Here is a 13,823-nt window from a genome sequence, read left to right on the forward strand (position 1 = left end):
CATAATTCATCTCAATGTCGAAGAGTAGCATAATCCTGTACTAATACAGATCCAGTTTGGCTGAATTGTTTGTTTAAAACAGAAACAAAGATAATTGCTATAAAAATCTGCAATACATTTAGAAGAAATGATATTCCTAAAGGAACATTTCCAAGTGAATTGATTACAATATGAGCACCATTTTGAATTGCTAGAAGTCCGATTCCTGTTTTAAAAAGATTATTCTCTGTAATCACTAAAGCAAAACCGAGAATGAGAACCATAATACCTAATGCTAATAGTGAAATTTCGATAGGTGAGGTTAGAACAGTAGGAAGAAAATTTAAGACAACAAAATAACTTGTCCCAAGGGTGATCAGAAAGATCTCATATACTATCATAGAAGAATAAATCTTTTTTGTAGGTTCATTGGTAGTCTTATGAATTGCTAACAATAAAATAGAAGAAGATATGAGAATTGAAAGAACTGTCAAAATATTAGATATTATATGAGAACTGATAATCAAATTAGAATCTTCAGTCTCAATACTTAAGTATAAATTTGATAATAATAAAGAAATAATTAACCAAAAGAGACTATTTGTTGGTCGTTTAGCTTGATAAGATAAGACTATTGGAATACTAATAATAACTGCTAAAAATAGGTTAAATTCTAAAAATGGCATTAATATCACCTAGTATAATTTTTTTACATGCAAACCTAACTCTTTTGCGTTTATTTTACGACATTTGGGGCAAATAATACGAGCAATAGCGAATTCATTAAGAATTATCGCCTTTCGGGCTTCATCAATAATAGAAGCCTCTTCTAGATTCTGTTGTATCCAATTCAGATGTTTCACTGTAGTAAATGGATCTTGACATTCTGTACATATTTGCATATCAAGTTCTATTAATAATTCAGAAGTATTGGAATTAGCAGGAGAGCTCATATCATAAATCTGACTTAGAGTTAATGATTCTGTGGGACAAATTTTCACACATTCTTCGCAAAAAATACAAAATCCAGGATCATAAAATATCTGTTTCTTAGTCTCTTCTAGAATATGTGAATAAGCAAATGAAGGACAAACTTGTAAACAGGCACCACAACCAATACAAGTATCTTGGTTTAGTTGAATTTTTCCTTTGAATCCTTCGGGTAAATGATCAGGTGAACCAACTGGGAATTTTGTTGTAATTGGATTTATAAATGCTTTAAAGACCTCTAATACTGTTTTAATGTTTGGCATTCATTTTTCTCCAGTAATCAATAATTTTCAATTAAACTGTTGTAGTAAGCAATATTATTACAGGATCAACTAGAGCAAGAATAACAACACTTGAAAGAATTATTTTAAATGCTTGGTCTATCCGAAATCGTGCACTAATTGCTTCTATAAAGCTAATGACAAAAATTATGCAAAAGCTTTTGATAAGAAATATAATAACATTAAATGGAGCTGGAAGGCCACCTCCTCCGCCTAAAAATACTAGGGTTACAATTCCAGATAAAGCAAACCACATTATATATTTTGTAATCGTAACTATGCCTAAAAGGGTTCCACTATATTCTGTAAGTGGACCATCAATAATTTCCTGACGAGCTTCTACCATATCAAATGGTCGTACACCAAGTTTTACTATCAAACATAATAAAATCGCTGCTGCAGCAAAGGGAAATCGAAAAATAAACCAACTTGAAAGCGTCTGAACTTCTTCAAGTGTAGAAAAATTGAAAGCTCCAACTATCCCTTCTTGTATAAGAGATAAGCTAGGTGTTAATAGAGCTATTGCTAATGGAAGTTCTACAGCAATTATCATCGATCCTTCACGGCTTGCACCAATAGATGCAAATGGATTTCCTGAAGCTGTACCGCCTATAATTAATCCAATAGCAGGAAATAACAAGAATGTGATTACAAGTACAAGATCTCCATATTCTAATAATTCTCCTAAACCACTCAAATATGATTCACCTAAAATCCTTATAGGAAAAAGTAAACAAATCAAAAAGGCTCCAGTTAAAGCGATCAAAGGTCCTAAATAGAAATAAAAACGATTTGCTGTTACAGGTACAATTTGTTCTTTAGCAAAAAGCTTTAGAAGATCACTCCACGATTGTGTAAAAGGAGGTCCACGGCGAGATTGAAATCTAGCAATAGTTTTTCTATTGAACCAAGACATTACTCCTCCAAAGAAAATAGCTCCCAATAAGCCCGGAAAAACAAATATATCGAAGATTAGGAAGAAAATATCCACAATAAGATTCAATAGTTCGCTCATGGCAAAAACCTTCTATAATTTCACCTTTTTTTCGGCAATTTCTCTAAATGTAAGGTGTTTTATCCTTTTTTTTCTGATATCTTTAATTGTAATCAATCGATCAGTGCAGGAAAAGCACGGATCAATGCTTCCAAAAATTATTGGTGCATCAGCAATACTGTACCCTTGCAACATTGAAGGAAGGGCCGAATTGTTAATTAAGGAAGGAGTTCTGATTCTTACTCTTTCAGGGAAAACTGTTTCATTAGTAATAACATGATATAATAATTCTCCACGTGGAGCTTCAGATTTAAAAATTGCTTCACAACCACTCTTCAAGGATGGGACAGTCTCTATGCATATCTCCTTGTCTGATGCTTCCTGAAGTAGAATTAGGCATTGATCTATCATTGAAACACTTTCAAGAAGTTCATGTACACGAACAATCAATCGTGCTAACGTATCTCCTTCATTCTGACTACAGACATTCCAATTAATATCATTATATGCCAAAGTAGGACTATCTCTTCTCGAATCAATCTCAACTCCAGAAGCTCGAGCAACTGGTCCTACAACGCCGAGTTTATGAGCTTCTGAAGAAGTAATAACACCAATATTTTTTACCCGACCTTCTAATATTCTATCCGTTAGAGCCTGTGTTGCTAGATTTTCAGCTACCTTCTGTACATCTTTTGTAAATTTTTGAATTTTTGGAATCAAATCATTTGGAATATCCCGTCTTACTCCACCAATCTTTTGCATTCCATAATTGACTCTATTACCAGAAATTAATTCCAGCAAATCCATAACAATCTCACGATCACGCCAGGCATGCATAAAAAGAGTTTCAAATCCAATTAAATCAGCTGCAACCCCAATCCATAATAAATGTGAGTGTAACCGTTCTAATTCAGCCATAATAGTCCGAATATACCGTGCACGATCTGGGATCTCGGATTCAATGCCTAAAATTCGTTCAATGCAACCTGTATAAGTAATTGTATGATGATTACTACAAATCCCACAAACACGTTCAGCCAAGAATATATTACGATTATAATTTCTTTTTTCCATTATGAATTGAATACTACGATGGCAAAATCCCACTTTAATGTTAGCATCCAAGATTTTTTCCCCATCCACTTCCAAAGTCAAGAATGTAGGTTCAATTAAAGCTGGGTGAAAAGGACCAATTGGGATGGTTAAATTCCTTTTATATATTGAGTGTGGAATTTTTATTGAATTTTGATCCAAATTATCTTTCATTTTTATCACTTCAGGTAGTTTTAGGCCATTCGTAAGGGAGAATTAATCTATAAGGTGCAGGATGACCAATGAATTGCACTCCTATCATTTCGCTAATTTCACGTTCAAAAAAATTGGCTGCTGGAACGAAAGGAGTAATTGATTGAATTTCAGAATTATCTGCTGAAATCCAAGTTCTTAATTCCACTATAAAATTCTTCTCTATGGCTTCTAATGAAAAAATATACATTAATTCAATTTTGTTAAATTGAATTCTAGAAGCATTGATTGTTAGTATTCGCGCTTTTTTCTTTTCAACCAAAAAGGATGAAATATGTGTTATCCCAGATGCTTCTATTTCTATTGCATGCTGATGAGATTGAATCAGCCAATGATTTATAAAATGTACTTGACATTCACCCTTAATCTCTTCAATTGCCTTATCAGTCTTATCATTCACTTTTATATCATCTCATGCAATAAAAATTATAATTGAAAGAATTATTAATGCTCCAGCTGTAATATACCAAAGATATGAAGTTAGCCGTCCTGTATGCAATCTTTTAAAAAATTCTAATATAGGTCGAGAAGCATATTCAAATGGAGTATGTGGTACGTATATTTTACTTAAGGACAAATATGGAGGATCATAAAAACCCCCTGTAAAGGGAAGGTTAGCAGATGAAGATTTTGTTATGGTTTCATAACTAGGATATTCTTTTATGGTTGGTTTTCGTCCTGAAATTCGATATAACAGGGCTCCAAATATTAATCCAATAATTATTAAAATCGCTACCGATATAGGGGAATAAATTCCTGTAGTAGTTTCTTGAATGAGTATATTAGGCCACGCACTAATAACTAATTCTTCCCCAGGTAAAAAGACAGATATACCAGGACTAACAAAATTATTGATTATAAAATCAGGAATTACGCCAACAATTAGACAACCAACTGAGAGAACAATCATTGGGGTAATCATGGATTTTGGTGACTCTCGTATCTCATCAAAGGGAGGAAGGTCTAAATTTGGATTTATTCCAAAGAAAACAGAGCTCAATAACTTCAGAAATAGCACTAAGGTTAAAGCAGAAACTAGAATCGCAACCAGTGCAAATTCAGGATGATTTGCTTCAAAAAAAGCTTCATAAAGAAGTCGTTTACTAGTATAACCTCCAAAAGGAGGAATACCTGAAATACTAAGGCTTCCCACAACCATTGCCATAGTTGTAAGTGGCATTCTAGCAGCAATTGATCCTAATTTATCGATATCACGAGCTCCAGTTGAATGTTCTACGCTTCCAGCACCTAAGAAAAGCAACCCCTTAGCAATGGAGTGACTAAGTATATGATATAATGCAGCAGCTATCCCAAATGCTGTTCCTAAAGAGAAACCAATCAAGATATAACCAATTTGTGAAACATTACAATAGGCAAGCATACGTTTCAGATCATTTTGTGCTAGCGCCATAATGTTTCCAATTACCATTGTTAATACTCCGACACCAGCAAAAATGTAACCAATTTCTATAAAACTTACTTGTGAGAGATTAATATTCATTGAAGTAAGAATTTTGTAAAGAGTAATAAATATTGTATATTCTGCAACAACTATTTTTCCAGCTGATAATAGAACACTTGTTGTAACTGGTGCTTCTGAATGAGCATCTGGAAGCCAAAAATGAAATGGGAATGCTGCAGCTTTAGTTGAAAAACCAATAAAAAGTAGACTGATTGCAATTTTCATCTCAAACAGTGAGGTCGTATGATTCCAGTTGATTTCGCTTAATATTAATGTTCCAGTAATATTATATACAATAAATATCCCTAATATCGTAAATGCTGCTGTAAACATTGTAATAATTAAATATTTCATCGTAGCTTCCTTAGCTTCTGGCCGTCTTCCAAAACTAACTAAGATAGCAGAAGAAATAGTTGTTATTTCCATAAAAACAAACATCCAAATCAAATTCTCAGATAGAACTAGGAAAACCATAGATGTGATGAAAATTAGGCTGAAGAAATAATGTTTACCAACTTGGTCTTTCTGATACGAATAAGAAAAAATTGTTGTTAAGAATCCTAAAAAAATTGGAATAAAGGCGATATAAAGGGCAATTGGATGGAAATTGAGTACTAAAGGGAGATCATAAATTGGAATTATTATTTTGTATGATTTGTCAAAATTTATTATTAAATAGCAGATAATGCCTAACATAATTAGTGATGTAAAACTAGCCCAAATATTAGTTAGTTTTTTAGATATTTTTGCTAATGGCAATATTATTACTGACGCAACAATAGGAATAATGAAAATTAAAATTCCCAGTAATTCTATTACTGAGTCTGACATATTTAGATCACCTTTGAACTTTTATACGATGTTCTTCTAGCCCAATAGTCTCCTCACTAAAACCAAAGGCTAATGCTAACAATTCGGTTATATACAAAATTGGTAGGTCATAAGTCTCTTTATTTCGTTTCAAAAGTACTTGTGCAACTTCTAACTGCCTGAAACATGCTGGACAAGAAACTACAATAATATCAGCTTCACTTGATTTAATACTAACTAATTTATTTCTCGCACGTTCTGTAATAGACCAATCTTGATCGCAATAAAGAGCTGGAGTACCACAACACATTTTTTCAAGACCATATCTTATAATCTGTGCCCCTGTTGCTCGAACAACTTCATCAAAATAATCAGTAAAGTTATTTTCTTGTAACCGACATCCATAATGACATGCTACTTTGAAATTAGAAAGAGGAAAACTAACAGCATTTTTAATACGATTAATCCCTACTTTTTCCGATAAAAATGCAACTATTGGATATAATTGAATATTTCGTTTAAAACTTAACCTTGAGGTTTTTAATTCTTCATTTACACGATTAAATTCTTGGTCATCCTGTAAAATGTGAAATGCATGCTCTAAGCTATGATAACAACCATTACAGAAAGCTACCATATCTTTGATTCCGTTATTTTCAGCTAAGGCAAAGTTAATACTTGAAATTAAAAGGGCTACACTAGGATCTAACCGACGAGTTAAGTCATTTTCAGGGCAACAAATTGCTCCTTCTATCTCTCTTACTTCTAAATTGAGTTTTTCAAATATTAATCGGGCTGATTTTTCAACGAAAGGTAGATTTGTTGGAATGTTGCATCCCCAGAAAGCATTGAATTCGGTAACTTTTTCCATTATTCTTCACCAACGAGTTTTGTGAGATGTTTCCCTTTTAATGCTTCTGAAATGAAAATATTACTATCTTTCCTTTCTGGGAGGTTAAGTTTTTCTCGTTTTTGTGTTATTCTCTTACTAGAAGTAACAAGATATCCTGTTTGTACTAAAGATTTAGCATTGGCAACCATAGATTCTGGAATGTAATTCAATTTAGATACAGAACGAAGTGGATAGAGAGGAACATTATCTTTCTTGGAAAAATCATCAATCTTCTTCACTATTTCTTTTCTCCATGGTACTTCTTGCTGCAATTCGTGGAATGAAAACTATCGCCTTTACAGAACAAACATCAACGCATTGCGGCTCACCATCACATAAATCGCATTTATGACTGAGATGAGCTTCAGAGTCAAACCAAGCAACACTTAAAGAGCAAGCAAATGTGCAGCTACGACAACCAATGCATTTCAGTTCATTTAGAAAAACACGGCCATCAAGTTCTTTTTGGATAGCTCCAGTTGGGCAAACGATTTGACATGGAGCAGGATCACAATGTATACAGTGAGCTGCAGAAAAATCTAAAGATGAACTCATTTCCCCTTCCTTAAAAATCACTTTTGTATTGATTGTTAAATTACTAAGTTCGAAATTTAATTGGTTATGATGTCGTAATGAACAGGCTATTTCACAATAACGGCATCCTGTACATTTACTCTCATCATAGAATAACACATTGTCATCCATAGAGGGAGACACCATTTGTTAACCACTAAATCTAAGAATCTATTGCGTGATAATTGTTAAATTCTAATTAAAAGTTTTTTGATCCCATAAATTAATTATTTTATAGTATTATTATATGAAAAATAATAGAAATTTCATTCTGAATGGTTAATTTCGATCCTAAAGGAAAAGAAAGATATTTAGCAATAAAAAGAGATTTTTGAGAGAAATTATAAATAAGAACTGTTATTTTATGTAGAAATAATGAAATCTCTAAAAAAATTAAAGATATTTTTACTGGAAGCTCGTAATCAAAAATTAGCAATACTTTGTGTAGGTAATGTTCTTAAGGGAGATGATGGTATTGGTCCCTTGATTGCAGAAAGAATTAATAAATTTATATCCCCTGAAATTCTTTTATTTGATGCAGGATCCCAACCTGAGAATTTTATTTCTGTTCTTAGAAAAAAAGAGGTTTCACATTGCTTAATTATTGATGCAGTGGAATTTAAAGGAAAACCTGGTGATATTAACCTTTTTGATTTCCATAATCTTGAAGATAATGGTATTATTTTATCAACACATTTCCTTTCTATGAAAACATTAATTACTATTATAGCTCGTGACTCTAATATCAAATTTCAAATTTTGGGTATTCAACCATTGACAATGGAATTTGGTGAGCAACTTTCAGCTCCTGTAAAGAATGCAGCTGAGCAGATAATTGAAGAATTTGAAAAATTTCTTACCTAATTATTTCCGTATGAGTTACAATGATTTAACCTAGTAAAAGTTCTGATGCTCTTTCCTGAATTTTAAAATACATATATTCCTTGAAAAGACTATATTCAAGGAAAAATTCAAAGGGTTTGGATACATTGCTGAAAAAAATATCAAAATTCATTTTTTGGATATTGATTTATTAATTTCAATTAGAACCTGCATTGCTGCTGCACTTGCTTGAGCGAGAGAATATTGTGTGTCTTTTGGTCCAGAAGCGTTTCCAACCACAAAAATTCTTCTCTGTCCAATTGCTGAAACATCATCTTCCCCATTAACCAAAAGATAACCTGATTTATCATCAGTTTTAAGACCAAGAGTTTGAGCTAACTCATAACTCTCCCTTGCTGGCTCTGCACCTATAGAAAGAATGATCATATCAGTTTTATGTTGTAAAAATTCACGACTAATAGTATTTTCAACTTCGACAATTAAATTACCCGTTTCTAATTCTTCACGAACCACTGAAGGTTTTCCTCGAATAAACTTTACCCCTGAGGCACGAGCTTCTTGATAAAGATATTCATAGTTAGAAAAGGTTCTCATATCCATATACAAGATAGTGATCGCAATACTAGGGTCAATATTTTTGATCCTATTAGCAATGTGGACAGCATAAGTACAGCAAAATGAGGAACAATATTCATTAGTCTTTTTGTCCCTTGAACCAATACATTGAATGAACGTAATACTACTAGGTTTCTTCTGGTCAGATGGTCGGATAATATTTTGGTTATTACCTATTATTTCGAGAAAATCTAGGGATGTTATGACATTTTTATATATTCCATAACCATATTTCGGGATTTTTGAGGCATCAAAGGGTTCAAATCCTGTAGCTATAATTAATGCTTCAACTTCAACTGTTATATCACCAGGAACTAAAGTGACTTTGAAGGTATTATTCTCTTGTATTATAGATTTTATGTGGGTTTGGGTATGAATACTGACATTATCAAGATTTTCTAAAATCTGGATATATTCATTTAATATATCTACTGCATTAGTATTATATGGAAAGGTCTTTCCTAGTTTTCCGAATACTCCTCCAAGTTTAGCAGAACGCTCAACAAGAATTGTTTCGGCCCCCATATGACCAAGATCGGTGGCAGCTTTTATTCCACTAATTCCTCCTCCAATAACAAGTACTTTACTCGCCATTTTCTTCACATTGAGTTACTTATTAATTTTTAAAGGTCCTAATTCTTTAATCTTTTGAGTAAATTCAGTCATAATGTGAGCAAAACGTTTTCCTTCACTAGCTGATATCCATTCTAATCGAAACCGCTCAATTTCCCAACCAAGTAATTTTAATGCCTCAACCATTTTTTCAATACGCTCTTTAGCTCTTAAATTGCCTTCTAAGTAATGGCAATCGCCTGGATGACACCCTGCAACTATTACACCATCAGCTCCTTTTAGGAATGCTTTTAGTACAAAAGCTGGATCAACACGACCAGAACACATTACTCTGACAATACGAATATTACTTGGATAAGGAAGTCTTGATACACCTGCAAGGTCAGCTCCAGCATAGGAGCACCAATTACAGGCAAAAACAATTATTGTTGGTTCAAAATTCTCATTTTTTATGGTCTCAGCCTGTGTCATTCTTTCATATCCTTTTGATTTTTTAAGGAACTTCAGTATTCGGTACTTCGACCTCTAATCGTCTATTAATTTCAGATTTAGTAAGGATTGCTTCAACTTGTGTGTTTATAGTCTTATCAGGAAAATGTTTTATTGAAATAGCAGAAACGGGGCAAGTTACTACACAAATTCCGCATCCTTTGCATACTGCTTCATTAACAAAAGCTTTGATTGTTCTTATTGACTTCGTTTCTAACATTATGCTTTTAATTTCTAATTCGATAGCTTTATATGGACAAACTTCCTCACATCGTCCACAACCTCTGCAAAGTTCTTGATTAATCTCTGAAATTGCTCCTTCAGAGAGAATATATCCTTTTGCAAGTAATGCCATTACTCGAACTGCAGCTCCACTCCCTTGAAATATACTCTCAGATGTAAATTTAGGGAAATGTGCTGCTCCTGCTAGAAAAATTCCGTCTGTTGCAAAATCTAGTGGTCGTAATTTTACATGAGCTTCTAGAAAAAAGCTATCAGATCCACGAGGTACTTTAAACATTTGACTTATTTCTTCATTTGGGTTAGGAATTAGTGGAACACTTAGTATTACCAAATCTGGTTTTATTCGAAGATTTACCCCCAACATTTCATCAAATACCTGTACAATTCCATCTTTACTAACAGTTGGTTTCGTTTCATCAGTATATCGGATAAATATTGTACCTAATTGTCTTGTTTCCAGATATAATTCCTCTAAATCACCATATGTCCTGATATCTTTATAAAGAATAAATACATTGGCATTAGGATTGCGTTCTTTTATTCGAATGCTATTTTTAATGGCTACGGTACAACAAATTCTAGAACAATAGGTTCTTGGAGCTTCTTCTTCACGGGATCCGACACATTGAATCATGACAACGGTTTGAGGGTCAAACTCATCAAAACGTTCTTCAAATTCTCTTTGAGTAAGAATATTAGTCTTCTCCCCATAATTGTAATATCCATTAGGAATAAATGGTTGGGCTCCTGTAGCAATTATAACTGCACCAAAATCTATTTCTTGTCCTTTAACAAATCCTTTAAAATTTCCTACTGCTCCTTTAAGGTCTTTAATTTCAGCATTGGTGAATACTGTTATATTAGATTCATTTTTTATCTGGTTTTTTAGATCCTCAACGATTTCTTTTCCCTTGAGTTTATTATGCAGTTCAGGAATCTTTAGTAATTGTCCTCCTAGTTCATCTTCTTTTTCTATTAAATAAACTGGATATCCTGCCCTTGAGAGATCCAAGGCACTGGTCATTCCGGCACAACCTCCACCAATGACTACAGCTTTTTTAATAATAGGAATTCTTTCTTTAAAAAGAGGTTCAAGCCGACAAGCACGTGTAATAGCACCACGAACTAAATCTTTAGCTTTTTCATTTGCTTTTAATTCTTCATGAGGATGTACCCAAGAGACATGTTCTCTTAAGTTAACAAGGTCAAATAAGAACTCATTTAGACCCACTTCACGGAGTGTACTTCTAAATAATGGTTCATGTGTACGTGGTGTACACGATGCAACTATTATTCGGTTTAGCTTGTGTTCTTTAATAGCATCTTTTATTACGACTTGTGTATCGGCTGCACAAGCGTACATGGGATCGGCAGAAAATACAACATTAGGAAATGTCTTTGCATATTCTGCAAGTTTTTTACAATCTATAACTGAGGCAATATTGTGTCCACAATGACATATTAATACACCAATTCTTGGATCATCAGTTGGTTCGACTTTTATAGGGCTTGGAATTTTAACCTTCTCAACTTCGGTATCTCTAACATTTTTTAGCAGAATTGAAGCTTTTGCTGCAGCACCACTAGCTTGTGCAACAGTATCAGGAATATCTTTTGGACTTGAGGCTACTCCACATACATAGATTCCTGATTGATTAGTTTCAACTGGTTTTAATGGATCTGTTTTTATAAATCCATTTTCATTTATGTCTAAGCCTAAGCAGTTTTTCAAAAACACTGAATGAGGTGAAGGATCTAATCCAGTAGATAAAACTACCATGTCCATTTCTTCATATGAAACTGCTATTTCACCCTTATAATCTTCATATTTTATAATTAAATTATGATTTTGTGCATTTTCTTGAACTTCACTGATTCGTGATTTAACAAAGTTTATGTTAAATTCATTTATTGCTCGTTTGTAGAATTCCTCAAATCCCTTGCCAAATGCACGGATATCCATATAGTAGATGTATACATCTACAGTTGGATCATGTTCTTTTACCATTATCGCCTCTTTTATTGCATACATACAACAAGCAGCTGAACAATAATTTCTATCTATAGCTGGATTACGAGAACCAACACACTGTAAAAATGCTATCTTTTTAGGATGTTTTTGGTCTGAAGGTCTTAAAACTTCTCCACTAGTTGGTCCTGAGGCGTTGAGAAGTCTTTCAAACTGTAATGTTGTCACAATATTAGGAAATTGATTAAAATGTATACTGCTTATTTTTTTGGCATCAAAAGGATCAAAACCAGTTGTTACAATTACTGCTCCCACGTTTATTTCTTTTTCTTCGTCTTTTTGTTCATAATCGATTGCTCCAGGTCCACAATGTTTTTTACAAAGACCACATTTTCCTTCTTGGATGTAACGACATGTTTCAGGAATGAGGTAAGCTATTTTTGGAACAGCTTGTGGGAATGGTATTGACACATTTTTTCGTCCAGGTCTATCTCTACCTCTCTTGTCTTTTTTCATAAGGCTGGCATTAAATTCATCATCTATCCAAACTGGACAGTTTTCTTCACAATCACCACAAGCTGTACATTTTTCCTCATTAACATAACGTGTTTTTTTAAGATATTTAAGTTTAAAATTACCTGCTGAACCTGAAAGACTATTTATTTCGCAATAAGTTAAGAGTTTGATGTTTGGATGGCGTTGAACATCAACTAGTTTTGGCCCAAGGATGCACATGGCACAATCGAGAGTTGGGAATGTTTTATCAAGCTGCACCATTCTCCCTCCTATTGAAGGATTACTTTCTATTAAATAAACTAAAAATCCTTGATCAGCTAAATCTAAAGATGCTTGAATTCCCGCAATTCCTCCGCCTAATACTGCTACTGATCCTAATATATCTATATTCATTTCTATCCTCTCAAATGTAACTTAGAACTGGTGTGTTCGTCGACCAACATTCCAATTTCTTTCACTTTTATCTGAAAATTATGTTGTGGTTTTTTATCTTCTAATACACAGTTTAAATGGGCATAACATTTCGTACAACCTACTGAAAGGGTTCCTTCAGTTCCAACAGCGTTTGTTGCTTCTTCTAACTTACGTAACATTATTGCCCGTGATTGATCATCACATTTAAGCCACGCAGACACTCCACAACAGTTTGAATTTTCTCTATTATCAGCCAGCTCGACTAAGGTTTTGTTTATGTTCTTTAATATAGTTCTCGGACTTTCATATTCTTTCATAAAACGTCCTAGACGACAAGCATCGTGATAAGTTAAGGAAATATTAGCTTCCTTGAACTCCAGTTTTTCTTTATGTTTATTTATGAATTGCGAGATATGTAGAATTTCAACGTCTCTGAGATCATAAATTTTATTAAAAGTATAATAGCACTCAGCGCAGGAAACCACAAGAGTTTTAATTCTAGAGTTTTTGATTATTTGAGTATTAAATTTAAGTAATTTTTCAAAAGTTTTATTATCACCTGTCCAATAAGCATCATGGCCACAGCATTTCAATGACAGAAGATTGGGGCTAATTCCAACCTTATTAATGATATTAATTGCGCTTTGTCCTATTTGGTGAAATTCTGTCTTTTTCAAATCTAAAAACTTATCAAAAAGATCAATACACCCTGGAAAATATGCAATAGTAGAATTAGAATCAAAATTTCCTTCAAATTCATATTTCATACCTGTCTCAGTCATTTGAGTCATAAAAATCTGTAAAATATTGAAGATATTATGATGAGCGAAGTTTTCTTCGGCTATTATGGTTTTCGCTCGACTTTCACGGATGAA

The 13,823-nt window shown here is 33.3% G+C and carries 14 protein-coding genes; 1 reads left to right on the top strand and 13 read right to left on the bottom strand.

All coding sequences use genetic code 11. The features are described 5' to 3' along the window. Positions 1–11: 11 nt before the first annotated feature. The 9 genes from ACWVCY_RS00995 to ACWVCY_RS01035 are packed head-to-tail and all read right to left on the bottom strand — an operon-like array spanning position 12 to position 7,418. Positions 12–665: a hypothetical protein gene (locus ACWVCY_RS00995; protein WP_455139567.1), complete on the bottom strand. Its 654-nt coding sequence runs from the start codon at positions 663–665 to the stop codon at positions 12–14. 9 nt (positions 666–674) lie between these two features. Beyond that, positions 675–1,232 (bottom strand): 4Fe-4S dicluster domain-containing protein, encoded by a 558-nt coding sequence (locus ACWVCY_RS01000; RefSeq protein ID WP_455139569.1) that lies wholly within the window; start codon positions 1,230–1,232, stop codon positions 675–677. A gap of 31 nt (positions 1,233–1,263) precedes the next feature. After that, positions 1,264–2,265 (bottom strand): complex I subunit 1 family protein, encoded by a 1,002-nt coding sequence (locus ACWVCY_RS01005; protein WP_455139571.1) that lies wholly within the window; start codon positions 2,263–2,265, stop codon positions 1,264–1,266. A gap of 12 nt (positions 2,266–2,277) precedes the next feature. Continuing rightward, positions 2,278–3,510: a hydrogenase large subunit gene (locus tag ACWVCY_RS01010; protein WP_455139573.1), complete on the bottom strand. Its 1,233-nt coding sequence runs from the start codon at positions 3,508–3,510 to the stop codon at positions 2,278–2,280. A 10-nt stretch (positions 3,511–3,520) separates the two neighbouring features. Next, complete coding sequence (locus tag ACWVCY_RS01015; RefSeq protein WP_455139575.1) at positions 3,521–3,949, bottom strand: NADH-quinone oxidoreductase subunit C; 429 nt, start codon at positions 3,947–3,949, stop codon at positions 3,521–3,523. Between the two features lie 12 nt (positions 3,950–3,961). Further along, positions 3,962–5,842 carry a complex I subunit 5 family protein gene (locus ACWVCY_RS01020; protein ID WP_455139579.1) on the bottom strand — a complete coding sequence of 627 codons (1,881 nt, stop codon included), beginning with the start codon at positions 5,840–5,842 and terminating at the stop codon, positions 3,962–3,964. Between the two features lie 7 nt (positions 5,843–5,849). Then, on the bottom strand, positions 5,850–6,692 hold the full coding sequence (locus ACWVCY_RS01025; protein WP_455139581.1) for a heterodisulfide reductase-related iron-sulfur binding cluster: 843 nt from the start codon (positions 6,690–6,692) through the stop codon (positions 5,850–5,852). Further along, positions 6,692–6,952 carry a hypothetical protein gene (locus ACWVCY_RS01030; RefSeq protein WP_455139583.1) on the bottom strand — a complete coding sequence of 87 codons (261 nt, stop codon included), beginning with the start codon at positions 6,950–6,952 and terminating at the stop codon, positions 6,692–6,694. The genes ACWVCY_RS01025 and ACWVCY_RS01030 overlap by 1 nt, the downstream gene beginning before the upstream one ends. Beyond that, on the bottom strand, positions 6,939–7,418 hold the full coding sequence (locus tag ACWVCY_RS01035) for a 4Fe-4S dicluster domain-containing protein (protein WP_455139585.1): 480 nt from the start codon (positions 7,416–7,418) through the stop codon (positions 6,939–6,941). The genes ACWVCY_RS01030 and ACWVCY_RS01035 overlap by 14 nt, the downstream gene beginning before the upstream one ends. A 243-nt stretch (positions 7,419–7,661) precedes the next feature. Here ACWVCY_RS01035 and ACWVCY_RS01040 point away from each other — a divergent pair, with 243 nt between their 5' ends. After that, a complete protein-coding gene (locus ACWVCY_RS01040; protein ID WP_455139587.1) occupies positions 7,662–8,150 on the top strand; it encodes a hydrogenase maturation protease in 489 nt (162 codons plus the stop codon). A gap of 147 nt (positions 8,151–8,297) precedes the next feature. On the opposite strand, the gene ACWVCY_RS01045 is transcribed toward ACWVCY_RS01040, so the two are convergent. From ACWVCY_RS01045 to ACWVCY_RS01060, 4 genes are all read right to left on the bottom strand, one after another. Continuing rightward, on the bottom strand, positions 8,298–9,338 hold the full coding sequence (locus ACWVCY_RS01045) for an FAD-dependent oxidoreductase (RefSeq protein ID WP_455139589.1): 1,041 nt from the start codon (positions 9,336–9,338) through the stop codon (positions 8,298–8,300). Positions 9,339–9,353: 15 nt separating this feature from the next. Next, positions 9,354–9,788: a hydrogenase iron-sulfur subunit gene (locus tag ACWVCY_RS01050; RefSeq protein WP_455139591.1), complete on the bottom strand. Its 435-nt coding sequence runs from the start codon at positions 9,786–9,788 to the stop codon at positions 9,354–9,356. Between the two features lie 22 nt (positions 9,789–9,810). Continuing rightward, entirely contained in the window at positions 9,811–12,927 is a 3,117-nt protein-coding gene (locus ACWVCY_RS01055; RefSeq protein ID WP_455139593.1) for an FAD-dependent oxidoreductase, read from the bottom strand. A gap of 2 nt (positions 12,928–12,929) precedes the next feature. Then, positions 12,930–13,823 (bottom strand): (Fe-S)-binding protein (locus ACWVCY_RS01060; protein WP_455139595.1); only part of this gene is annotated, 894 nt, incomplete at its 5' end.

The sequence above is a fragment of the Candidatus Hodarchaeum mangrovi genome (assembly GCF_975850365.1).

Bases quoted from the DNA above. Each gene is read 5' to 3' on its own strand.
- ACWVCY_RS00995 (WP_455139567.1), bottom strand. From the start codon at position 665: ATGCCATTTTTAGAATTTAACCTATTTTTAGCAGTTATTATTAGTATT.
- ACWVCY_RS01000 (WP_455139569.1), bottom strand. From the start codon at position 1,232: ATGCCAAACATTAAAACAGTATTAGAGGTCTTTAAAGCATTTATAAAT.
- ACWVCY_RS01005 (WP_455139571.1), bottom strand. From the start codon at position 2,265: ATGAGCGAACTATTGAATCTTATTGTGGATATTTTCTTCCTAATCTTC.
- ACWVCY_RS01010 (WP_455139573.1), bottom strand. From the start codon at position 3,510: ATGAAAGATAATTTGGATCAAAATTCAATAAAAATTCCACACTCAATA.
- ACWVCY_RS01020 (WP_455139579.1), bottom strand. From the start codon at position 5,842: ATGTCAGACTCAGTAATAGAATTACTGGGAATTTTAATTTTCATTATT.
- ACWVCY_RS01025 (WP_455139581.1), bottom strand. From the start codon at position 6,692: ATGGAAAAAGTTACCGAATTCAATGCTTTCTGGGGATGCAACATTCCA.
- ACWVCY_RS01035 (WP_455139585.1), bottom strand. From the start codon at position 7,418: ATGGATGACAATGTGTTATTCTATGATGAGAGTAAATGTACAGGATGC.
- ACWVCY_RS01040 (WP_455139587.1), top strand. From the start codon at position 7,662: ATGAAATCTCTAAAAAAATTAAAGATATTTTTACTGGAAGCTCGTAAT.
- ACWVCY_RS01045 (WP_455139589.1), bottom strand. From the start codon at position 9,338: ATGGCGAGTAAAGTACTTGTTATTGGAGGAGGAATTAGTGGAATAAAA.
- ACWVCY_RS01050 (WP_455139591.1), bottom strand. From the start codon at position 9,788: ATGACACAGGCTGAGACCATAAAAAATGAGAATTTTGAACCAACAATA.
- ACWVCY_RS01055 (WP_455139593.1), bottom strand. From the start codon at position 12,927: ATGAATATAGATATATTAGGATCAGTAGCAGTATTAGGCGGAGGAATT.